A 23893-nucleotide genomic window follows, 5' to 3' on the forward strand; every position below is an offset into this window, starting at 1 on the left:
TATGCGGTTTATCTGATTTATATGATTAACTGATTAAAATCGTTATAATCATACTAATCATCTTAATCAAAAAAATCACAGTTTAGACATGATTAAAGAACAATACAAATACTCCGATTTAACCTCAAAAATTATCGGATGTGCCATGAAAGTACACTCCACGTTAGGCAGTGGCTTTCGAGAAGTCATTTATCAAAGAGCCTTAGCAATAGAAATGAACTTAGAAGGCATCGCCTTTAACAGAGAATTCGAAATGCCCATTTTCTACCGTGAACAACAAATTGGCACGCGAAGAGTCGATTTTTTAGTTCAAAATGTTATTTCTGTAGAATTAAAAGCCACCACCCAATTAGAAAATGTACATTTTGCCCAAGCTATCAACTACCTAGAAGCCTACAACCTAGAAATTGGCTTATTAATAAATTTTGGAGAACTCAGCCTAAATTTTAAACGACTGAATAACAAAAAATATAAAGCCCCCCTCACAAAAATCCAAAGTAAAAACCCACAATGACCGACCAAGACCAAAAACAACTAGGTACACTACTCTGGAGTATCGCCGACCAGCTACGCGGCGCAATGAATGCCGACGACTTCCGCGACTACATGCTGTCCTTCCTGTTCCTCCGCTATCTCTCTGATAACTATGAAACAGCCACCCAAAAAGAACTGGGACAAGATTATCCCCATTTAGCAGAAGACGACCGCCGTCCGCCCTTAGTCGTTTGGTACGAACAAAATAAAGAAGACGTTGCCGAATTTGAAAAACAAATGCGTCGCAAAACGCACTACATCATAGAACCCAACTATCTATGGAGTAGCATTGCTGAACTGGCGCGCACGCAAAACAGCGAACTATTACACACCATAGAAAATGCTTTTAAACATATTGAAGATGAATCTTTTTCTAGCACTTTTAACGGCTTATTCTCCGAAATTAACTTAAATTCGGAAAAACTCGGCAAGAATTACGAAACGCGCAACGCAAAACTTTGTAATATTATCAAAGCATTGGCAGAGGGACTTGCACAATTCTCAACCGATAAAGACACGCTAGGCGATGCCTACGAATATTTAATCGGACAATTCGCCGCAGGCTCGGGCAAAAAAGCGGGCGAATTTTACACCCCGCAACAAATTTCTAGCATTCTATCGGGCATTGTGACCTTAGACAGCCAAGACCCCGCAACAGGACAAAAGAAAAATTTATCGTCTATTTTAGATTTTACCTGTGGCTCAGGCTCGTTACTGCTAAATATCCGCCACCGTATGGGCATAAAAGGCATCGGCAAAATTTACGGACAAGAAAAAAACGTCACTACCTACAACTTGGCACGGATGAACATGCTATTACACGGTGTGAAAGATTCCGAATTTGAAATTCATCACGGCGATACCCTCATGAATGAATGGGATTATTTACGCGAAATGAATCCCGCAAAAATGCCAAAATTTGACGCAGTCGTTGCAAATCCACCCTTTAGCCTCCGCTGGGAACCTACCGACGCATTGGGCGAAGATATGCGGTTTAAAAATTATGGACTCGCGCCAAAATCTGCCGCCGATTTTGCCTTTTTACTGCATGGCTTTCATTATTTAAAAAATGATGGCGTAATGGCAATTATTCTGCCACATGGCGTGCTATTTCGCGGCGGTGCAGAAGAACGTATTCGTACCAAATTATTAAAAGATGGCAATATCGATACTGTTATTGGTTTACCACCTAACTTATTCTATTCTACGGGGATTCCTGTGTGCATTCTCGTGCTGAAAAAATGTAAAAAACCTGATGATGTGTTATTTATCAATGCGTCAGAATATTTTGAGAAAGGTAAACGTCAAAACCGTTTATTACCCGCACACATAGACAAAATTGTAGAAACGTATCAATTCCGCAAAGAAGAAGAGAATTATGCGCGCCGTGTGTCAATGGAAGAGTTAGAAAGCAACGGCTTTAATTTGAATATTTCACGCTACATCAGCACGACACAACCCGAGGAAGAGATTGATTTATTAGCCGTTAATGCGGAACTGGCAAGCATTAACCAAGCTATCGCAACGGCTAAAGACCGCCACAATGCTTTCTTAAAAGAATTGGGCTTACCTATTTTGATTTAATTTATTTCCCCTAATTATCGCGTTCTGTAAATAGAACGCGGTTATCCATCAAGTTAAAACCATTTACCAAATTAAACCTGCTCGCCATTAAAAATCTAAGGTATTTTCTTGATTAATACTTGAGTATTTTACTATGATATATATTATAAGAACAGAACAGGGATAAAAAAATGAGAAAAACACGAACTTATTACCTGAGTAATTTAATTGGTATTTTACTTGATTGTTTTAGTAGGTGATGTAATACTTGCACCTGCAACTATTCACACACTATTCCAAGGTAATTAAAAATGAGATTAACCACAAAAGGACGGTATGCCGTCACCGCAATGTTAGATTTAGCCATTCATCGCGAACAAAAGTCTGTGACACTGGCAGATATTTCTCAACGGCAAGGTATTTCTTTATCTTATTTAGAACAATTATTCTCTAAATTACGCAAGCATAACTTAGTTGACAGCGCGCGCGGGCCCGGTGGCGGTTATCGCTTAAGTCGTGGTGCTGACGAAATTACAGTTGCACAAGTGATTTCTGCGGTTGATGAATCAGTTGATGCAACCAAATGCCAAGGCATGAAAAACTGCCATGATGCCCACACCTGTTTAACGCATGAATTATGGGAAGATTTAAGCGACCAAATTCGTGAATTTTTAAGCAATATTTCTCTTGCTCAAGTCGTTGATAAACGCGCTAAAGAAGTGAATAGAGACATTGCCACTATTAGACAAGACTATACACAACACATAGAAAGCCGTGTTGCTCACCGCTAACCTACGGTAGATAATGAAGTATGGGTATTTATCTGGATTATAACGCAACCACACCCCTAGACCCGCGTGTCTTAGAAGTGATGTTGCCTTATCTACAAACCATCCATGGCAATGCCTCCAGCGTCCACCACTTTGGACGGCGCGTTCGCACCGCCATAGACCATGCGCGTGAACAAGTTGCCAATTTAGTAAATGCCCACCCTTCAAACATTATCTTTACCAGCAGCGGCACCGAAGCCAACAACCTCGCGCTTAAAGGCACAGCCTGCCATGCTGAAGTTGGACGGCTGATGATTAGCCGTATCGAACATGCGTCCCTCTATACCCCCGCGCTGAGTTTAGAACGACAAGGTTGGATAGTTGACTATTTGCCCGTAGATAACACAGGACGGGTTAAACAAGACTACTTAACCATTCCGCCTGATACACGCCTTGTTTCTGTGATGACTGCAAATAACGAAACAGGCGTGATACAACCCATTGCTGATATTGCCGAATACTGTCGCACACACAATATTGTATTTCACACCGATGCAAGCCAAGCCATTGGTAAAATTCCTGTTGATTTTACTGCAACAGGCGCAAATCTGATGACCCTATCAGGACATAAATTTTATGCTCCTTTAGGCAGTGGCGCGTTAATTACCGATAAAACCACGCTACTAGAACCCTTACTTCATGGCGGTGGACAAGAAAAAGGACTGCGCGGCGGTACAGAAAATGTCGCGGCAATTGTCGGGCTGGGTAAAGCGGCAGAACTTGCCACAGACGAACTAGAAAAACGCCAACGCCATACCCGACAACTACGCGACACCTTAGAAACACTTTTACACACTTTAAGCAGTGTTAATATTTTCGCTGAATCCGTAGAACGCTTGCCTAACACGCTGATGATAAGTGTCGCAGGTTTTACGGGTGAAACCATCCTCATGGGCTTAGACCGTTTAGGCTTCGCCGTTTCTAGCGGTTCTGCCTGTCATAGCGAAAAAACTGAACCCAGCCACGTCCTAATGGCAATGGGTATAGACGCAACAACCGCTAAAAGTGCGATTAGAATTAGTTTAGGTAATCAAAATACACCAGAAGATATTCAACAGTTTTATCAGGCGCTTAAACAACAAATTGAACAAACACAATTATTAATGGCATTGGGTTAATGTCATACAAAACAACTACCGATTTCCAGAGACTTAAACCTTAAAATGAAAGGTGAATTATGAATATTCCAATTTACATGGATTACTCCGCAACCACACCCGTTGACCCCCGAGTTGCTGAGAAAATGATGCAATGCCTGACGATGCAAGGTTATTTCGGTAATCCCGCTTCTCGCTCCCATAAATTTGGCTGGGATGCAGAAAAATTAGTTGAAGAAGCCCGTGAACACGTTGCCGCACTACTCAATGCTGATGCAAAAGAAATCGTCTGGACATCGGGCGCGACCGAATCCAATAATTTAGCCCTCAAAGGGGCAGCCCACTTTTACCAAAAAAAGGGCAAACACCTCATTACCTGTAAAACCGAACACAAGGCAGTTCTTGATACCTGTCGACACTTAGAACGCGAAGGCTTCGAAGTCACCTATTTAGACCCCGAACCTAACGGCTTAGTTGACCTCAAAAAATTAGAAGCGGCTATTCGCAAAGACACTATTATTGTCAGCATTATGCACGTCAACAATGAAATTGGCGTTGTCTCCGACCTTCAATCGATTGGCGAAATCACCCGTGCGCGTGATGTTCTCTTTCACGTTGATGCAGCACAAAGTCCGGGAAAAGTGCCTATAGACTTAGAAAAAATGCAAGTTGATTTAATGTCCCTCTCTGCCCACAAAGTTTATGGCCCTAAAGGCATGGGTGCATTATACGTGCGTCGCAAACCCCGCGTGCGCCTAGAACCCCAAATGCACGGCGGTGGACATGAACGCGGTATGCGCTCAGGCACACTCGCTACCCACCAAATTGTCGGCATGGGAGAAGCCTTTCGCCTTGCTAAACTAGAAATGGCAGACGAATGCAAACACCTTCAATACCTACGCGATAAACTGTGGAATGGCATCAAAGACATGGAAGAAGTCTATATCAATGGCGACTTACAGCACCGTATTCCCGGTAATCTCAATGTCAGCTTTAACTATGTTGAAGGCGAATCGTTAATCATGGCACTCAAGGATTTAGCTGTTTCCTCTGGTTCTGCCTGTACTTCAGCGAGTTTAGAACCGTCCTACGTGTTACGTGCGTTAGGACGTGATGACGAATTAGCTCACAGCTCTATTCGTTTCACGCTCGGACGCTTCACGACAGAAGAAGATATCGATTACGCTATCCCTTTAATTCGTGACAAAATTGCCAAATTACGCGCCTTATCCCCTTTATGGGACATGTACAAAGCAGGTATAGACATTAAAAGCGTCCAATGGGCAGCACATTAATTTATTTTATTTTCAGTTGCATGTAGGAGAATACAAATGGCATACAGCGACAAAGTTATCGATCATTATGAAAACCCCCGTAACGTGGGTACATTTGATCAACAAGACCCCTCAATTGGCACGGGGCTAGTTGGCGCGCCTGCTTGCGGTGACGTAATGCGCTTACAAATCAAGGTTAATGAGCAAGGCGTGATTGAAGATGCAAAATTCAAAACGTATGGTTGTGGCTCTGCTATTGCGTCCAGTTCGTTATTAACCGAATGGGTAAAAGGCAAAACCTTAGAAGAGGCCGCTTCTATTAAAAACACCCAAATTGCAGAAGAACTGGCATTACCCCCCGTGAAAATCCATTGCAGCGTTTTAGCAGAATCCGCAATTAAAGCAGCGATTAAGGATTATCAAGAGAAAGCCGTAACAGAACAATCGGAAGGCGTGGTTTAACAAGCAGGGTGTGTTATCAGTGTGTCTTTTTGCACTGTAACACACTCATTGGTCACATATTACGCTATTAATCGGGCGAAATATTAAGCAACGCATCAATACTTGTCACTATATCCGCTATAAAATCAATCATATCACTGACTAGTTTGTATTCCATAGACAGATAAAATCAACGAACCCCACGCGCCCCAAGTCACTCCCCCGCTAAAACAACGCTAATAAGCTATTTTATCTGCATAATATTGCTTTACTACAGCGTAAAAATATAAAAATCTGCTACACTTTCAATATGAAATAAAAAACAGCTTTAATTCATTGGATTAGATTTTTCCATTTTGAATTATTGGGGGTTCATTATGCGTATGTTTAAAGCAAATATAATGTTTTTACTGTTATTTATTAGCGTAAATGCAAATGCGTTACCGTTATCAATCCCCATCTATTGGGGCGGTGGTGACGGGCATTACTATGATGTGGTGCAATATCGGGCTGATTATGCAACGGCAGAAAGGTTAGTTGCGTCAATGGGTGATCCGACTGTGCATTTAGCTAAAATTGACAGTGCTGAGGAAAATAATTTTATTATTCAGAATCATCCCATGTTATGGTTCTGTAATAACGATGCGGATTGTCGGGCTACTTTTACGCATGGTGTGTGGCTAGGGGGTAAACAAGCCAATGTGGACAATGAACCAGCAGGCGCGTGGGGATGGTCTGATGGAACAAGTTTTACCTATAGCCTATGGAAAGCAGGCGAACCGAATGACACGGATAATAATGAAAATTGCCTAGCAATGACCTTATCTGGCGAGTGGAATGACCAGAACTGTAACGCGATATTAGAAGGATTTGTCATTGAGTATGAAACCCCACCCGATAAATCAGGCTATATTGTCACAGTACCGTTACAATGGCGCAAAGCAGAAGGTGGAAATGACCATTGGTATCAGCGAATCATAATCAACTCTATTGATTGGAACAGCGCGAGAATAGCGGCAGAAGCTGCAACATGGGAAGGGATGAGAGGACATTTAGTAACCATCACCAGCGCGGAAGAAAATGCGTTTTTAGTAACCGCTTTTTTGGGAGAGAGAAGCAATAGTCTTTGTATTGTTCCTAGCTTAATTTGTAGTAGAGTTTGGTATTCTTATTGGTTAGGCGGACAATGGGATAATACCTTAAAAGTAGCGTGGATAACTGGGGAAGAAAATACGTTTAGTTTGCCCCCATTCCCAGCATATTATTCTGAAGAACCTACGTTTCAAGGATTCATTCCCTTGATGACAGCCAGCACCTATGAGTTAGCTTGGTATAACCCAGTAACGCAGCCGCTGTTTGCGAATGGATACCTTATTGAATATGAAGAGCTGATGACAGAAAATCCGCTATCAAAAAATGAATGCACGGCAACCTATTCACCCGCAACGGGTAAATTAGTGATTCCTTGTTTAGCCGTTAAAATTAATGAGAATAATACGCCCTACTATCAATTACAAATGCAACAAGGGCAAAATTTCACGTTTGGTGTCGAGTGGGACACGTTTAATGCACGTTGATATTTTCTATAATGCTGCGTGTAATGATTACACCCAAGACGTTCAGAAAAAAACTTCCCGCCCACATAATTGTGAAATTGCCATACTTCATCCATAATTAAGCCTGTATCGCCCGTTAAACCTAACGGGTGTTGATAGCAACAAAAAGTCAGGAATAACACAGCATGTCTGGAAAAACTTTATACGATAAATTGTGGGATGAACACGTTGTACGGATTGATGAAAATGGCTTTGCTTTACTTTATATTGACCGTCAACTCGTTCATGAAGTGACTTCTCCCCAAGCCTTTGAAGGGCTTCGTTTGGCAAACCGCAAACCTTGGCGCGTGGGTGCAAATCTTGCCGTTCCCGATCACAATGTTCCCACCACCGCAGAACGCAGTGGCGGCGTTTCTGCGATTGTTGATCCTGTTTCTCGTCTGCAAGTGCAAACGTTAGATGAAAATTGCCAATTCTTTGGCATTACCGAATTTACTATTAACGACCCACGTCAAGGGGTTGTACATATTATTGGCCCTGAACAAGGTGCAACACTGCCCGGTATGACTATTGTTTGTGGTGATTCACACACCGCAACCCATGGCGCATTTGGCGCGTTAGCTTTTGGTATTGGGACTTCAGAAGTAGAACATGTTTTAGCAACGCAATGCTTAATCCAGAAAAAATCTAAAAATATGCTGATTAGCGTTGATGGACAAGTTAATGCTGGTGTCACTGCAAAAGACATTATTCTTGCAATTATTGGCGAAATCGGGACTGCAGGCGGTACAGGCTATGCGATTGAATTTGGCGGTACTGCCATTCAAGCCTTATCAATAGAAGGTCGCATGACGGTTTGTAACATGGCGATTGAAGCAGGCGCGCGCGCGGGCATGATTGCGGTGGATGATAAAACCATCGAGTATGTGCAAGGTCGTCCCTATTCTCCTAAAGGCGCAGACTTAGACAAAGCGATTGCTGTGTGGCGTAACTTACACAGCGATGCAGATGCTGTGTTTGACCATGTGTTACATGTAGATGCAAGCAAGATTAAACCACAAGTGACATGGGGAACTTCTCCCGAAATGGTATTGCCCATTGATGGAAATGTACCTGACCCCGCTAAAATTAGTGACCCAACCCGTGCAGATGGCGTGCGTCGTGCCTTAGACTACATGGGGCTGATTGCAGGCACACCGATTAGCGAGATTAAACCCGATAAAATTTTCATCGGTTCCTGTACCAATGGACGCATTGAAGATTTACGCGCAGCGGCTGACGTGGTAAAAGGTAAAAAAGTGGCCAGTAATATCAAACTTGCCCTAGTCGTACCGGGTTCTGGGTTGGTAAAAGCCCAAGCAGAAAAAGAAGGGCTGGACAAAATTTTTAGAGCGGCAGGTTTTGAATGGCGTGAACCAGGTTGTTCTATGTGTTTAGCCATGAATGCCGATTATTTACAACCCGGTGAGCGTTGTGCTTCTACCTCTAATCGGAACTTTGAAGGTCGGCAAGGTCAGGGCGGACGGACGCATTTAGTCAGTCCTGCGATGGCGGCAGCAGCAGCAATTGCAGGACATTTTGTTACCGTCTAATCCCTGATGTGTTGCAAAGCGTATTAAAGGCTGGCAGTGCTTTAAAACTGCCAGCCTTTTTTGTTACCGATAATGGATAAATAGAATTACATTGTTTCTTCTATAAACGCTTTTTTCTTCACGGTATCATCTAATTCTTTTAAAGTTTCCAATAACTCTGCCATTCTGTGCAAGTGCCATGAGTTTGCACCATCACTTAAAGCGGTTTCAGGGGTTGGATGGGTTTCCATAAATAATCCTGCAACGCCTACCCCTACAGCAGCCCGCGCAAGAACAGGCACAAATTCACGTTGTCCCCCCGATGAATGCCCTTGTCCACCGGGTAGTTGCACGGCATGGGTTGCATCGAAAACCACAGGACAAGCTGTTTTACGCATGATGGCTAAGGAACGCATATCGACAATGAGGTTGTGATAGCCAAAAGAAACACCGCGTTCACACACCATAATATTATGATTTCCAGTATATTTTGCTTTTTCTACTACATTTTGCATATCATCAGGCGCGAGAAACTGTCCTTTTTTAATATTCACTGGTAAGCCTTGACGGGCAACATTTTGAATAAAATTAGTTTGACGACATAAAAACGCAGGGGTTTGTAAGACATCCACAACGCTTGCAACTTCATTTAATGGACTGTCTTCATGCACATCAGTTAAAACGGGAACACCAATTTGTTGGCGAACAGTGGCTAAAATAGCCAGTCCTTGTTCAATGCCTAACCCGCGAAAACTATTGTGTGATGAGCGATTTGCTTTATCAAAAGAGGATTTATAGATAAACGGAATACCTAATTTTTGGGTAATTTCTTTTAAAGTACCCGCTGTATCTAAGGCAAGCTGTTCAGATTCAATAACGCAAGGACCTGCAATAAGGAAAAGTGGGCTATTTAAGCCAATGGGAAAACCACATAGATTCATCATGAAAATCATCAAATTAAAAGTAAAAGGGGTCGGCGATACACAGATAACTATTTGCTTGTAATGGCTAAAATACGCAGCGAGTAAAACGCAATGGTTACACAGCGTTGTCATTTATAATAGATAACGTATCATTAAATGTCTTTTATAATTTTGGGGGGATTATGAAAAGTTTGTTTACTGCTATAAAAGGACACGTTGGGGAGTTTTTAGGGGCATTTAGTCAATTTATTTTCTTAGATAACTCAATTTATCATGTTTTTAATAATGTGTTACTTCCGCGTGTAAATGGCGATACAACGCAAATCGACCATATTATTGTGTCTAAATATGGCATATTTGTAACAGAAGCTAAAAATATGAAAGGTTGGATTTTTGGCGATGAAAAACAAGCAACTTGGACACAAACGTTATTCAAAGAAAAATATACTTTTCAAAACCCGCTTAGACAAAATTATTTACATATTAAAACATTATCCGAACTACTTGCATTAGAAGAAAACAAATTCCACTCCGTTGTGATGTTTTGGGGAACGGCTGAATTAAAAACGGCGATGCCTGATAATGTACTAACCCATTCTTATACCAGTTATATAAAAAGTAAAAAAGTCGTTTTATTATCTGACAGTGAGGTTAAAACAATTTGTGACAAATTAAGCACGGGAAAATTAAAAAACAGTTTTGCAAATACACAAAAACATGTCGACGCATTAAAAAAACGCTTTGAATCTACAGATATTTGCCCTCAATGCGGTGCAAAATTGACATTAAGAACTGCAAAAACAGGCAGCCATCGCGGACAACAATTTTTAGGCTGTAGTCGTTATCCAACCTGTCGTTATATTAAAAACTTATGAAAAATCAATGTGTATATATTCACCGCTGTTAAACTCTCACCCACTTATTTTAAGATTTAATTCTTAATATGCTACATGCGCTTCACATAGAAAATCTCGCCGTTGTTGAAAAACTCACTTTACCCTTAGCCACTGGTTTAACCATTATTAGCGGGGAAACAGGGGCAGGTAAATCTATCTTAATTGATGCGTTAGGCTTGGCATTGGGCGAGCGGGCGGAAAGTCATTTTGTCCGACAAGGGGCAAACAGTGCGCTAGTTGAAGCCACTTTTCTGTTGTCGCCAACATTACAAACATGGTTACAACAGCATGATATTTCTCTACAAGTTAAACATCCAGAACAGTGTGTAATACAACGGATTATCAGTAATAATGGTCGTTCTAAAGCCTTTATTAATCAACAAGCGGTAAATGTACAGTTATTGCGGGATTTAAGTGCATTACTTATTGATATTCATGGACAACATGCGCATCAGTCTTTATTAAAACAAGAAGTTCAACGGCAATTATTAGATGATATGAGTGATAATCAAGGCTTGCTGACAGCGGCGACTCACGCCTATCAACACTGGAAGCAGTGCAAAACAGACTTGATAGCATTAGGCGGTAATGCTGCGGATAGAGAAGCACGATTAGATTTTTTACGTTATCAGGTACAAGAATTAGAAAATTATACCTTGACCGATGAAGCCATTACGCAATTAGACAGTGAACATCGCCGACTTGCAAATGCCAGTCAATTATTGGAAAACGGACAACGCGCGTTGCAATTATTAGATGCAGATGAGGGCTATGCTGTGCTGTCTAGCTTGGTACAAGCAGGACAAGAAATCAGTAGCGTTCAACAACATGATGCACAATTAACCAGTATTAACACCTTGTTAGACAGTGCCATTATTCAAACACAAGAAGCTATTAGTGAGTTACATAGCTATTTAAATCATTTAGATATTGATGCCAGTCGGTTAGTGCAATTAGAACAAGAAATTGCAGGTTTGCAAACCTTAGCACGCAAACATAAGGTAAAAGTACAAGCCCTACCTCAAGTTTACGCGCAGTTATGCGAGCAGTTAGACGGATTAGAAAATTATGAACAACGCGCCCATTTGTTAGAAATTGAATTAAAACAAGCATTACAAACCTATCAACAGGCAGCACTTGTCTTGTCGCAACAACGCAGCCAAATGGCGATTACCTTAGCCGCACAAATCACGCGCAATATGCAATGTTTAGGAATGCCCAGTGGTCAGTTATCAATAGTGGTTACACCCGATATTGATGCAAGCCCAAGCCCTTTGGGAATGGATAAAATTGAATTTCTCGTCAGTGCAAATCCCGGGCAAGCCCCTAAATCCTTGCAAAAAGTGGCATCGGGTGGCGAGTTATCCCGTATTAGTTTAGCTATTCAAGTGATTACTGCTCAAAAAAGCGGTGTGCCTACGCTGGTATTTGATGAAGTGGATGTTGGGATTGGCGGCGGGACGGCGGAAATTGTTGGGCAATTATTGCAAAAACTGGGTGAAAACCGTCAAGTGTTGTGCATTACGCATTTACCCCAAGTTGCTTGTCAAGGACATCATCATTTACAAGTGAGTAAAACCGTTCGTAAACAAGTGACTCAAACCCAAATCAAAGCCCTTAATGTGCAACAACGGATTGAAGAAATTGCGCGTATGTTGGGCGGTGTGGAAATGACACCGCAAACGCTTGCTCACGCAACAGAAATGTTGCAACGTGGAACTCACTCAATGATAGGGGATTGATAAGTGACCTCTTTTGTACGTTTTCTTATTGCATTCGGTTTGCTGATTACACCATTTGTTATTTTATTGATTTTAGGTGGTTTATGGCTATGGGAACAGCAGTTATTAATTATGTGGCTAGGCTTGGGCGCGGCTTGGGCTGGGCTGGCGTGGTGGTGGATAGTTCATCTTAAACAAGAATATATAAAAAAATATAACCCCGAGACAAACGACGCTGTTTTTCCTGCTTACATTCCAAGCAATACGGCAACCCAAGCACTATGGCAAGACATCTTAAACATGGCTAATACTGTTAAGGTTGAAGATTATCCGATTGAAGATACAAATAAATTATTTATGCTAGGACAGCGTGTTTTATCTAAAGTTGCACATCATTATAAACCTGACTCAGCGCATCCCGTCTGGGATATTCCTTTACCGCATTTGTTAAAAATCATTGAATTAGTCAGCGCGGACTTACAAAAATATGTTGCTGAAAATATTCCGATGAGCCATATCACGAGTTTGTCAGATGTCTTTCAAGGGTATCAATGGGCGACCTCATTAGAAAAATATTATAATGTTTATCGGGTTGCATCCTTTACACTCAGCCCTGTTGCGGCAATTATTCGTGAATTAAAAGGTATCGCAACGGAAAAAATTATTAATTCCGTCAGTGATGAGGTGAAAAAGAAGCTCTTAAAAATGTATGTAGAAAAAGTGGGCTATTACAGTATTCGCTTATACAGCAATACCTTAATCTTGACAGAACCAAGCGATTTTATTAGCAATATCAGCCGAAAAGATTTAAATCTACCGCCGATTATTGTGGCAGAACCATTGCGGGTTTTGGTGATTGGACAGGTTAATGCAGGTAAATCCAGTTTAATTAATGCGTTATCAAATAATGTACAGGCAGAAACTAATCTATTACCCACCAAACAAGAAGAGGCAGTGATACCCTATCAAATGTTGTTAGCGGATAGATTGACCTTATTACTTGATACAAAAGGGTATGATACGGTAGAAAATGCACAACAATTAGCCGTTCAGTTGACATCACAAATATTAAATGCGGATGTTATTCTTCTGGTTTGTGCGGCTAATACGGCTGCACGAAGTGCGGACAAAGCGATATTGCAATGTATTCATACGATTTATCAAACTGACAATTCACATGCTTTACCACCGATTATCATTGCATTAACGCAAATTGATAAACTCAGCCCTGTTAAAGAATGGCAACCGCCTTATGATTTATTAAATCCTGAAAACTCGAAAAAAGCACAAATGATTTGTGCGGTTATTGATGTTGTTAAAACCGAATTACAGGATGCTGCTACAACCATCGTGCCTGTTAATACACATCCCGATAGACACTATAATATTGAAGAAGGCTTAATGCCTGCGATACTGCATCATCTGCCTCATGCGCAGGAACATCAATACCTACGGTGTGTAGATGAGTATAAAAAAGTTGAACAGCGACAATTACTAATGACACAAACGAAAAATGCGGGACAATTCTTTGTTGATACGCTTAGTGGTTTTGTTAAGAAAGTAGATGCGTTTAAAAAGAAATAGTGTTTTTATATCAAGGTTATAAATAAATGGATATTTATCAAGTGGGGGGGGCGGTTCGTGATAAGTTATTGAATCGTCCTGTTAAAGACCATGATTGGGTTGTGGTTGGGGCAAGCCCTGAACAACTTCAACAGTTAGGTTACACACAAGTAGGCAGAGATTTCCCTGTTTTCTTACATCCTGAAACTAAAGAAGAATATGCCCTAGCCCGCACTGAACGAAAAACAGGCAAAGGCTATACAGGCTTTGATGTTCATGCCTCGCCCGATGTCACGCTTGAAGACGACTTGCAACGACGCGATTTAACCATTAATGCCATTGCGCAAGACCATAAAGGGCAACTATATGACCCATTCAATGGACAAGCTGATTTAGCATTAGGGTTATTGCGCCATATTTCCCCTGCTTTTGTAGAAGACCCTGTGCGAATTTTACGGGTTGCTCGGTTTGCTGCGCGTTTTGGTTTTACCGTTGCAGAAGAAACCCAACACTTAATGCAAACAATGGTAGAAAATGGAGAGGTGGACGCACTAGTCCCTGAACGAGTATGGCAAGAAACTCAAAAAGCCTTAACCGAAGAAAATCCGCAACGTTTTTTTCAAGTATTACGTGAATGTGGCGCACTAGCCCGTATTTTCCCCGCCATTGATAAACTATTCGGCGTTCCGCAACCTGAAAAATATCACCCTGAGATTGATACGGGAATTCACACCCTATTGTCTTTGCAAGCGGCGCGTCGGCTGACGAATGAACCAAGTGTGCTATTTGCCGCAGTAACCCATGATTTGGGGAAAGGCGTAACCGCGCCTGAGATTTTACCGCACCATTACGGGCATGAGGGTGCAGGCGTGCCACTGATCGAAAAATTATGCACCCAATACCATGTGCCGACAGACTACCGCGAATTGGCGGTTTTAGTGGCGCGTTACCATACACATTGTCATCAAGTAACGGCTTTAAAAGCTAAAACGTTACTGGAAACGTTGCAAGCATTAGATGCGTTTCGCCGTCCACAACGGTTTAAGCACTTTTTATTAGCGTGTGAGGCAGATGCAAAAGGACGGACGGGTATGGAGGATATTGCTTATCCACAAGCAGAAATCTTTCAACAAGCCTTTATCGCTGCCAAAAATGTTAGCGTGCAAACGATTATTGCGGAAGGCATAACAGGGGCAGCCATCAGCGAGGAATTAAAACGTCGACAGTTATCGGCAATTAGACAGTGGAAAAAAGAATCCGCAACGCTGACAATGGAAGATAATTAAATCCTCCTCATTCCATACAAAACACCTGCTTACGGACAAGTTAAAAAACATCGGCAGAACAACAATTGTTTAATCGCATGTTTTGTGTGTTAGGCTTCACTAGTTAATTCGTGTAAAACAATGGGATAGTCAGGCCATTTATTCTTAAGTTGTAATATTCGTAATTTTGCATATTCGGCATCACGAAAACGTGTGCCTTGCCCTGCTTCGCGCCATCCTAATGTTTCATCATTCCATTCACTAACAGGAGTGTTTTTAGAAAATTGAAAGCGAATTACATAATTACCTGTTAAAACAGGTTCAGCAATTTCTGTGTCCAACCCTAATAGCATTGTGTTCGTATCGATATTCGGAATTATCTTATCCCGACGATTATCTATAGCGGGCATATTGGCTAAGGCTAATGCGGTTTCTTCATCAATCACTTTAGCCAATGAATCATCGCTAACTTCAATCAAAATATTTCCTAGTTCCAAATCCTCGCCAAATAAATCCGTTGCTTCATGAAAAGCAAGGGTAATTTCGGTTACATCTTTCTGCTGACGTAGTTGTTCTACTTCAATCGCAGTGACTCGCTTGTCCAGTGGAACACCTTTTTGTAAGTGTGTTATCACGGATTTTTCATTATTATTGTGTTTAATCATGGTACTATTCCCTGTTTTGAAAATACATTATGTCGTATAAATGATGTATTTGTCGTTATTAAAGTACGGCACAAGTATAAATAATCATGTTGAAAGTGTAGCAAGGATACATACCGCTGTGCTAAGGGATAAACAGGATTAGTCCTGTTTCAGCGTCATGAGGAATATCTGCATTTTTAGCAATTTGTAGTAATATATTTAATTGTTTATATTAACAATATTTATCTTTATCTTCGCAGTATAAATCTTATTCGAAGTTAAGTTAATCCATAATATTATGTCAATCAGTTATTTTATATAGGGGTATCATTGAAATGGGTTTATTTGATGCGTTTAAAACGGATGCAGGGACTACAATGACTCCGCATTTAGCCTTTGCAATTGCATTGATTTATATGATGTATGCAGATGGGGAAGTGGATAATGAAGAGGTAGGACAGTTGCTTTCTGTGTTAGGTGGCAAAAAGAAGAATAATGTGATTGGTGTTGGCGAAAATGGTCGACAATTATTGGAAAGTGCCAAACGTTACGTAAAAAGTCATACTATGCAACAGTTTATTGCTGATACTGCTTCGTTATTAAGTGATGCACAAAAAATGTGTATTCTCGTCAACTTGATAGATGTTTCTTTTGCTGATGGCGAACCCGAATCAGAAGAACAAACTCTTTTTGGTAAATTGTTACATGCTTTTGGCATCAGTGAAACACGCTTCACTCCTTTCTTTGAAGTTATCGCGTTAAAAAATGACCGTTCTGTTTTTACCAATCCAGCGCATCCAAAAAATGCACTTAGCCATGTAGAACTGAATTATTAAATAGATAGATTGTGGCAAACACCCCATTGTTTTAATTCTGGAAGTTTTAATAGCCCAGTAAATTCTAATGCGGATAAAAACAATAGTGGTGTATGACATAGGGGATGAGTGTCTGTTGTAATCCGTTAAAAAGTGTTTTGTCTTTGTGAATTCCCCCTTGACTTCATTTTTATCAGCCATATTATGTCAAAGCTATTTATGATGTGTATGTTTTTAGCTACTTCTGTGTTTAGCAATATGACCATAACTATTTTTGATTAAGGAGTCTTAAAGATGGGTTTATTTGATATGTTTAAAGGGGATTCAGGCGCGGCAATGACACCACACTTAGCCTTTGCAACCTCCTTGCTTTACATGATTAGTGCTGATGGAGAAATTGATAACGAAGAAGTCGGACAACTGCTGGCAGTATTAGGCGGGGAAGAAAGTGGCGGAACGATTGGTGTCGGGGCAAATAGTCGGCAATTGTTAGACAGTGCGCAACGCTATACGAGAAGCCATTCTGTTGACCAATTTTTAACAGAAGCCACGCCCTTACTCAGTGACGCGCAAAAAATGTGTATTCTTACTAATTTAATTGATTCTTCTTTATCTGATGGACAGGCAGAACCCCAAGAACAGGCTATGTTTGGGAAATTCTTACAAGCCTTCGGTATTAGTGAGGCACGCTTCACGCCGTTTTTTGAAGTTATCGCGTTAAAAAACGACCGTTCTGTCTTTACTAACCAATCTAACCCAAAGAATGACCCCAGTTATCAAGTCACCTTATCTAAAGGCTAATCTCAGTCATTTAGTAGAACAAGATTTTTAAATAACACTGCCCCATTTTGCATAAGACAAAGCGGGGCAGTGTTTTTTTTGCGCGTCGTTGGTTAAAACGTTAGCAGTTGTGAGGCTGAACCCGTACCCAGTGCTTGGCTTTGTGAACGAATGCTTTTATCTACAAACGCCGCCAATTTTGCTAATTTATCAGGCGTTGCCGCGTCAATTTCAACAAATTGATTTAACCCTGCTTCGGTTTGAAAAAGCTGTAAATATCCTGATGACGTACTGTTAGCCGTATTCACGCCAACCAAGACGGTAATCATCGATTCTAAAAACTCATCTTTGCTAATATCATGCACTTGTTTAGCAATCATTTTCGGCGTAACGGTTGAGCGATTATCTTCACCATCCGTGATAATGTAAACGGCTGCATTCACTCCAAAATCTTGGTCAAACAGGGTTTTTCCATAGGTATTGGTTGCCGCAATAGCATCGTAACACGCATCATAAAGGGCAGTTGCACCACTACATTGCAAGGCTGCGTAACTGTTTGGGTCTATCTGATTCAGCGGAACAAAGCCATGTATTTCTTGACGACTATCATTAAACGTTAATAAACGTACCATCAAATTATCCGCACGTGGACTGCGCTGACAACCTTGAATAATAGATTTAATACAGTCCAATAAGGCTTTTTTAAAGCTATTCACGCTAGAGCTAACATCTACAACGATAGAGACTAAAGTATATTCTGTCGCGCCCAACTTATCAGGACGAATTGCGGAAAATTGGAAATTGCCACCGCCTGCTAATACCGTAGTTTGCATATTGTCAAATTTAGGCATGATATATTCTCCTTTAAAAACAGTGTAATAAAAAGACGATTATTTATATTAAAAACTCAGTGGACTTCGCTGTCCGCATTCCACGTCCTTTCATTTCACGTAAAAATTGTTCTGCCATCGCCTCAAAACCCGGCACAGGGGAACTTGTGTCATCAATAAGCACCATTTTAGAAATATTCGCTTCGCCAAAATTATTGGCAATATCCCGAATGGTATTTGCGACACAATGCGATAAGGCTTGCCCCGAAAGGGCGATTAAATCCGCTTCCTCTAGGGTATTAATCAAGCGTGTATTTAACTGTGTGCTGGGGTCTTCTGGGTCGGGTACGTCGGCTTGTACCGCACTGTAATGTTCTGTCCAAGGGTTTGAACCTTTAGTTACCATATCCACGATGGCTAATTGGTTTTCCCATTCAATTAACATTTTCGCAATTGGGTCAACTACATTGTGTCCATAATGCCCAATCAAACAATGGGGTGGCCAAATAGTTAAATCATAACGTCCGCCCAATTTTAACGCTTGTACATAAGCCAACGCGCGTGCTTGACAGTTAGGTTGCGTCGTTCGCCATTTACCGTTTTTTACATCATCCTCAGTAATGGTCGTAAAAGGTGCAGGATGATTGCCTTTGCTATCCATCCAAAAAATGGGGTGCGCAATATCCATCCAGTGATGAGAATCAAGCGTTACGTGAATATCATCAATTTTGCTGATATGCCGCTTTAACATGGCAGCAAGGCGTTCAGAATCCTTATCTGCACCTGTAACGAATAAGCTACCTTTCGGATTCGCAAAATCATTTTGCGGGTCTATGATAAGAAATTGTAAATTCATGATAATACTCACCTCTGGGTTATTAAATAATCTAACTGCCCGACCTTATTTTCTATACGAAACTATCTTAGTTTAGAAATGCAACTTTGTAAAGTGAGAGAAAATACCTACGCTATCAAATCCTATTTTACGATTTAATTTATTATTTTTTATGGATAAAAATATTAGCAGGGATTAGTACAAATTGCGGAGATAAATCTAAAAATCGGTTGAATAAACTTTTTGCAACAGCAGCACGGAGAACGCTGCGTTATGCAGAATTCTCCGTTATTCATTTTTACTTTATACGCTAAAAAGATTCTGCTATTTACTTTTTGGAATATGCACCAACTGTGTGCAAGAGGCAATGTCGTGCCATGTGCGTTTTTGTTTATCAAATAACAACCAAAAAAAACCTAACCCACAACAAGCAATGGATAAAAATGCAACTGTAAAACGGATAACCACTTGTTTCCACGTAATACGTTGACCATCTACAGAGCGTATTTTAACTCGCCATGCTTGCATGGCTAAAGTGCATCCTTTACGCCAATGCCAAGCAAAATATCCAAAGCTCACCAATAATAAGTAAAGGGTATAAAAAATGCTTGGATTACCCCGTGTCACTGGCAACACTAATAAGCCCGCGATAAACAAAACGGCAAAGAGTAACAAACTCTCATAAACGAGAACGGCGACATGACGTGCCAAACTGACAGGTTGACCCGCAAAAAATTCTGTGGGATTTATACACGGTGACATACTTGAAATCTCTACGCTTGAATATAAACTTTGATCAAAAGCCGTTAGATAATTTTAACGGTGAATAATAGACTGATTATGAAAAAGAATTGTATTGTAAAATCCTTTAGTTAGCTACCAAATAGACAGAGCCGTAGGGATTGTCAGATAGTAGATAACCAGATACGCTGATATACAACCTCCCATTTCATAGTTGAATTTTATAGTAATTGATACGTATGGCAAATTTACCAACACCCCAGTTAGATGACGATCTTAGCGTTCAAGAGTCCAAACCAAAATTAAAACGTCCACCGCTTTATAATGTTGTACTGTTGAATGATGATTACACGCCAATGGAATTTGTCGTGCATATATTAGAAGTTTTTTTCACGATGAATCGGGAAGCCGCGACCCGTGTGATGTTGCAAGTCCACACGCAAGGGAAAGGCGTTTGTGGTACTTACACCCGTGAAATTGCTGAAACTAAAGTAGCCCAAGTAAATAACTACTCTCGTGAAAGTCAGCACCCCCTCCTCTGTACGATGGAGACGGCTTGATAAGCGCGTAATTGATTAGAGGTCATAAAAAACATGTTAAGTAAGGAACTAGAGGCAACTTTAAACGCCGCCTTTCAAAACGCCCGTCAAAAGCGGCATGAGTTTATGACGGTTGAACATTTATTATTAGCCCTGCTAGACAACTCGTCTGCTGTGCAGGTATTACGCGCTTGCGGTGTCGACATGAACATGTTAAGGCGTGATTTAAGTAACTTTTTAGAAGAAAGTACGCCAAAACTGTCGAAAAAAGACGACCGTGATACTCAACCAACGTTAGGGTTTCAACGGGTTTTACAACGAGCCGTTTTTCACGTCCAATCCTCTGGTAAAAAAGAGGTGACAGGCGCAAATGTGTTAGTGGCTATCTTTGGTGAGCGTGAATCACAAGCTGTTTATTTCCTAGATAAACAAAATGTTGCCCGCTTAGATGTCGTGAATTTTATTTCTCACGGCATTTCTAAAATTGAAAACAACCCCGAACATACGGATTTATCCCCTTCACAAGATGAAGAAGCAACGGTTGAACCTTCAGGCAGTAAAAATCCGTTAGAAGCCTATACCGTAAATTTGAATGAACAAGCCATCATGGGCAAGATTGACCCCTTGATTGGACGGCAAAATGAAATCGAACGCACGTTACAAATTTTGTGCAGACGACGGAAAAATAACCCCTTATTTGTTGGGGAAGCAGGTGTCGGCAAAACGGCCATTGCAGAAGGATTAGCTAAATTAATCACCGATGGTAAAGTACCAGAATTGCTTTTAAATAGCGTTATTTATTCGCTAGATATGGGCGCATTGTTGGCAGGAACTAAATATCGTGGTGATTTTGAGAAACGCTTAAAAGCCGTTTTAGCACAACTCCGTAAAGAACCCAATGCAGTGTTATTTATTGATGAAATTCATACCATTATTGGTGCAGGTGCTGCATCGGGTGGGGCAATGGATGCGTCTAATTTAATTAAACCTGCGTTAGCCTCTGGTGAGTTAAAATGTATTGGTTCAACCACTTATCAAGAATATCGTGGTATTTTTGAGAAAGATCGTGCATTGTCACGTCGTTTCCAAAAAATTGACGTGCCAGAACCCTCTGTAGAAGAAACGATTCAAATTCTAAAGGGCATCAAATCACGCCTTGAAGAACACCACGATATTAAATACGCCAGCCAAGCCCTACGTGCAGCCGCAGAACTTTCTGCACGTTATATTAACGACCGTCATCTGCCTGATAAAGCCATTGATGTGTTGGATGAGGCAGGCGCGAAACAACGGTTACAACCTGTTTCTAAACGCAAAAAGATTATTAATGTTGCGGATATTGAAAATATCGTGGCAAAAATTGCCCGTATTCCACCGAAAAACGTTTCCCTGTCCGACAAAGATGTTTTGTTGAATTTGGAACGTGATTTGAAAATGGTTGTTTTTGGACAAAATGATGCAATTGGTATGCTTGCCGCCGCTATCAAAATGTCACGTTCTGGCTTAGGACATCAAGAAAAGCCGATAGGTTCATACTTGCTTGCAGGCCCTACAGGGGTGGGTAAAACGGAAGTAACACGCCAATTAGCCCGTATTCTTGGCATAGAATTGATACGTTTTGATATGTCTGAATACATGGAACGCCACACAGTATCACGCTTGATTGGCGCGCCGCCCGGTTATGTGGGATTTGACCAAGGTGGTTTATTAACAGAATCCATTAATAAACATCCGCATTCTGTGTTATTACTGGACGAAATTGAAAAAGCCCATCCTGATGTGTTTAATCTGTTACTCCAAGTGATGGATCATGGCGCATTGACCGATACAAATGGGCGCAAGACAGATTTTCGTAACGTAATGATTATCATGACAACTAATGCAGGGGCGGAACAAGTCAGCCGTTCTTCTATTGGTTTCAATCAGCAAGACCATACGACAGATGGAATGGAGGCGATTAAACGCTTATTCAGTCCTGAATTTCGTAACCGTTTGGATGCTATTATCCAGTTTAAGTCCTTAGCAGAAGATACGATTAGTAGCGTGGTTGATAAGTTTGTTATTGAGTTAGAAGCGCAATTAGCTGATAGAAACGTGACGATTGAAGTTGAAGATGCGGCGCGTAAATGGTTGGCAAAACATGGTTATGACCCCTTAATGGGCGCGCGTCCAATGGCTCGCTTGATTAAAGATAAAATCAAGAAACCCATGGCAGAAGAATTGCTATTTGGTAAGCTAGAGAAAGGCGGACATGTGATTGTGAAAGAAGAAAAAGACGATATTGTCTTACGCTTTGAAGCGGATGAAAAACGCTTGATGGTGAAAGAAGAAGAACCAGCAGATATGTAATTGTTTTTGAATAAAAGCGAAACAATTCACGCGAAATATTAATAAAGACTTGATGTTTAACGACATCAGGTCTTTTTTATTTGATGCGTAGATAACGTTTATTTAATAGTCGTTGTGAATTATTTGCTGTTACAGTAAACCATCAACAAGCACGGATAGCACGGCTTTAAGCGGTGTTATCCGTTTTATTATCTATAACATCTGTATTAAAAAAGGAAAAAAGATTGGAACTTTCACATATTATCATCTTGGCTGTTATACAAGGGCTAACAGAGTTTTTGCCTATTTCTAGCTCGGCGCATTTGGTTTTTATTCCGCAATTATTGGGTTGGAAAGACCAAGGATTAGCTTTTGATGTTGCCGTGCATGTTGGGACGCTGACCGCCATTTTATGGTATTTTCGCCATGATTTACGCCCCTTATTGGTCGCGTGGTGGCAATCATGTCTAACACGTCAATTAACGGATGAGAGTCGTCTGGTATGGGGCGTAGGATTAGGAACAATACCTGTCGCATTAATTGGTTTAATTATGTCGGTATTAGATGTAGATGAAGCACTGCGCACAACTTTAATTATTGCTATTACAACAATTATATTCGGTTTATTATTGGGTTATGCAGATAAAACAGGAACACATCGGCGGACAGAATATCAATTAACATGGCGTGATATTGCGATTATTGGGATTGCTCAGGCAATAGCCGTTATTCCCGGTGTGTCGCGTTCAGGTATTACAATGACGGCTGCATTATTGGTGGGGTTAAATCGCACTGCTTCAGCTCGATTTTCTTTTCTATTATCTATCCCGATTATTATTTTGGCGGGGGGAATGGAAACATTGAAATTATTAAAACAGGCTGACCAATTAGTTTGGTTAGATATGGGGTTAGGTGTTTTATTTTCTGCAATAAGTGCGTATTTATGTATTCGCTTATTTATGGGGTTATTAGAAAAAATGGGAATGATGCCATTCGTTATTTACCGTTTGGTATTGGGTGCTTTTTTATTGATATGGATATCACAGTAATAGTTTGTTTTTTATGATTGGCACTAAATAAAGCATCAGAACGGTCTAAATAATACAGGGATACTACCGTTTTAGGCGGTGGTATCCGTTTTTTATAA

General features: G+C 40.8%; 22 protein-coding genes. 17 read left to right on the plus strand and 5 right to left on the minus strand.

The features are described 5' to 3' along the window. Positions 1–88 precede the first annotated feature (88 nt). The 8 genes from AL038_RS07590 (at position 89) to leuC (ending at position 8887) form a co-directional block, all read left to right on the plus strand. Positions 89–514, plus strand: a complete 426-nt coding sequence (locus tag AL038_RS07590) for a GxxExxY protein (protein ID WP_062151266.1) — start codon at positions 89–91, stop codon at positions 512–514. Next, positions 511–2118 carry a type I restriction-modification system subunit M gene (locus AL038_RS07595; RefSeq protein WP_062151268.1) on the plus strand — a complete coding sequence of 536 codons (1608 nt, stop codon included), beginning with the start codon at positions 511–513 and terminating at the stop codon, positions 2116–2118. Before AL038_RS07590 ends, AL038_RS07595 begins: the two co-directional genes overlap by 4 nt. Before the next feature lie 290 nt (positions 2119–2408). Next, complete coding sequence (iscR, locus tag AL038_RS07600) at positions 2409–2888, plus strand: Fe-S cluster assembly transcriptional regulator IscR (protein WP_062151270.1); 480 nt, start codon at positions 2409–2411, stop codon at positions 2886–2888. 20 nt (positions 2889–2908) lie between these two features. Next, a complete protein-coding gene (locus AL038_RS07605) occupies positions 2909–4045 on the plus strand; it encodes a cysteine desulfurase family protein (RefSeq protein WP_062151272.1) in 1137 nt (378 codons plus the stop codon). A gap of 59 nt (positions 4046–4104) precedes the next feature. After that, positions 4105–5319: an IscS subfamily cysteine desulfurase gene (locus tag AL038_RS07610; RefSeq protein ID WP_062151274.1), complete on the plus strand. Its 1215-nt coding sequence runs from the start codon at positions 4105–4107 to the stop codon at positions 5317–5319. A 36-nt stretch (positions 5320–5355) separates the two neighbouring features. Then, positions 5356–5760, plus strand: coding sequence for a Fe-S cluster assembly scaffold IscU (gene iscU / locus AL038_RS07615; RefSeq protein ID WP_062151276.1), 405 nt, complete (start codon positions 5356–5358; stop codon positions 5758–5760). Between the two features lie 380 nt (positions 5761–6140). Continuing rightward, positions 6141–7316: a C-type lectin domain-containing protein gene (locus AL038_RS07620; protein ID WP_161575452.1), complete on the plus strand. Its 1176-nt coding sequence runs from the start codon at positions 6141–6143 to the stop codon at positions 7314–7316. A gap of 164 nt (positions 7317–7480) precedes the next feature. Continuing rightward, positions 7481–8887: a 3-isopropylmalate dehydratase large subunit gene (leuC, locus tag AL038_RS07625; protein ID WP_062151278.1), complete on the plus strand. Its 1407-nt coding sequence runs from the start codon at positions 7481–7483 to the stop codon at positions 8885–8887. 86 nt (positions 8888–8973) lie between these two features. On the opposite strand, the gene kdsA is transcribed toward leuC, so the two are convergent. Further along, positions 8974–9807 carry a 3-deoxy-8-phosphooctulonate synthase gene (gene kdsA, locus AL038_RS07630; RefSeq protein ID WP_062151280.1) on the minus strand — a complete coding sequence of 278 codons (834 nt, stop codon included), beginning with the start codon at positions 9805–9807 and terminating at the stop codon, positions 8974–8976. Between the two features lie 173 nt (positions 9808–9980). On the opposite strand from kdsA, the gene AL038_RS07635 reads away from it, so the two are divergent. The 4 genes from AL038_RS07635 to AL038_RS07650 all read left to right on the plus strand — a co-directional run bounded on the left by AL038_RS07635 (position 9981) and on the right by AL038_RS07650 (position 15255). After that, complete coding sequence (locus AL038_RS07635; RefSeq protein ID WP_201800141.1) at positions 9981–10664, plus strand: nuclease-related domain-containing protein; 684 nt, start codon at positions 9981–9983, stop codon at positions 10662–10664. A gap of 68 nt (positions 10665–10732) precedes the next feature. Then, on the plus strand, positions 10733–12427 hold the full coding sequence (gene recN / locus AL038_RS07640; protein ID WP_062151284.1) for a DNA repair protein RecN: 1695 nt from the start codon (positions 10733–10735) through the stop codon (positions 12425–12427). A 3-nt stretch (positions 12428–12430) separates the two neighbouring features. Further along, the gene (locus AL038_RS07645; protein WP_062151286.1) at positions 12431–13990 is read left to right on the plus strand and encodes a GTPase family protein; all 1560 of its coding nucleotides are present in this window, start codon (positions 12431–12433) and stop codon (positions 13988–13990) included. A 26-nt stretch (positions 13991–14016) separates the two neighbouring features. After that, on the plus strand, positions 14017–15255 hold the full coding sequence (locus AL038_RS07650; protein ID WP_062151289.1) for a multifunctional CCA addition/repair protein: 1239 nt from the start codon (positions 14017–14019) through the stop codon (positions 15253–15255). An 89-nt stretch (positions 15256–15344) separates the two neighbouring features. Here AL038_RS07650 and AL038_RS07655 read toward each other — a convergent pair whose 3' ends face one another. Beyond that, positions 15345–15899 carry a hypothetical protein gene (locus AL038_RS07655; RefSeq protein WP_062151292.1) on the minus strand — a complete coding sequence of 185 codons (555 nt, stop codon included), beginning with the start codon at positions 15897–15899 and terminating at the stop codon, positions 15345–15347. Between the two features lie 314 nt (positions 15900–16213). Between AL038_RS07655 and AL038_RS07660 the strand changes: the two genes are divergently transcribed. Together AL038_RS07660 and AL038_RS07665 are read left to right on the plus strand one after the other, a co-directional pair. Continuing rightward, positions 16214–16714, plus strand: a complete 501-nt coding sequence (locus AL038_RS07660; RefSeq protein WP_062151295.1) for a tellurite resistance TerB family protein — start codon at positions 16214–16216, stop codon at positions 16712–16714. 273 nt (positions 16715–16987) lie between these two features. Continuing rightward, positions 16988–17494 carry a tellurite resistance TerB family protein gene (locus tag AL038_RS07665; protein WP_062151298.1) on the plus strand — a complete coding sequence of 169 codons (507 nt, stop codon included), beginning with the start codon at positions 16988–16990 and terminating at the stop codon, positions 17492–17494. Positions 17495–17586: 92 nt separating this feature from the next. Here the strand turns inward: AL038_RS07665 and AL038_RS07670 are convergent, their stop codons facing one another. The 3 genes from AL038_RS07670 to AL038_RS07680 form a co-directional block, all read right to left on the minus strand. Continuing rightward, complete coding sequence (locus tag AL038_RS07670) at positions 17587–18324, minus strand: VWA domain-containing protein (RefSeq protein ID WP_062151302.1); 738 nt, start codon at positions 18322–18324, stop codon at positions 17587–17589. Positions 18325–18367: 43 nt separating this feature from the next. Continuing rightward, on the minus strand, positions 18368–19159 hold the full coding sequence (locus tag AL038_RS07675; protein ID WP_062151305.1) for a cysteine hydrolase family protein: 792 nt from the start codon (positions 19157–19159) through the stop codon (positions 18368–18370). 303 nt (positions 19160–19462) lie between these two features. After that, complete coding sequence (locus AL038_RS07680; RefSeq protein ID WP_062151308.1) at positions 19463–19900, minus strand: RDD family protein; 438 nt, start codon at positions 19898–19900, stop codon at positions 19463–19465. Positions 19901–20118: 218 nt separating this feature from the next. Here AL038_RS07680 and clpS point away from each other — a divergent pair, with 218 nt between their 5' ends. The 3 genes from clpS (at position 20119) to AL038_RS07695 (ending at position 23795) form a co-directional block, all read left to right on the plus strand. Next, positions 20119–20439, plus strand: coding sequence for an ATP-dependent Clp protease adapter ClpS (gene clpS, locus AL038_RS07685; protein ID WP_062151311.1), 321 nt, complete (start codon positions 20119–20121; stop codon positions 20437–20439). A 33-nt stretch (positions 20440–20472) separates the two neighbouring features. Continuing rightward, entirely contained in the window at positions 20473–22767 is a 2295-nt protein-coding gene (gene clpA, locus AL038_RS07690; protein ID WP_062151314.1) for an ATP-dependent Clp protease ATP-binding subunit ClpA, read from the plus strand. 224 nt (positions 22768–22991) lie between these two features. Then, positions 22992–23795, plus strand: a complete 804-nt coding sequence (locus AL038_RS07695) for an undecaprenyl-diphosphate phosphatase (RefSeq protein WP_062151317.1) — start codon at positions 22992–22994, stop codon at positions 23793–23795. The last annotated feature ends 98 nt before the right edge of the window (positions 23796–23893 follow it).

Origin of the sequence: Beggiatoa leptomitoformis, assembly GCF_001305575.3 — a bacterium.
GTDB lineage: Bacteria > Pseudomonadota > Gammaproteobacteria > Beggiatoales > Beggiatoaceae > Beggiatoa > Beggiatoa leptomitoformis.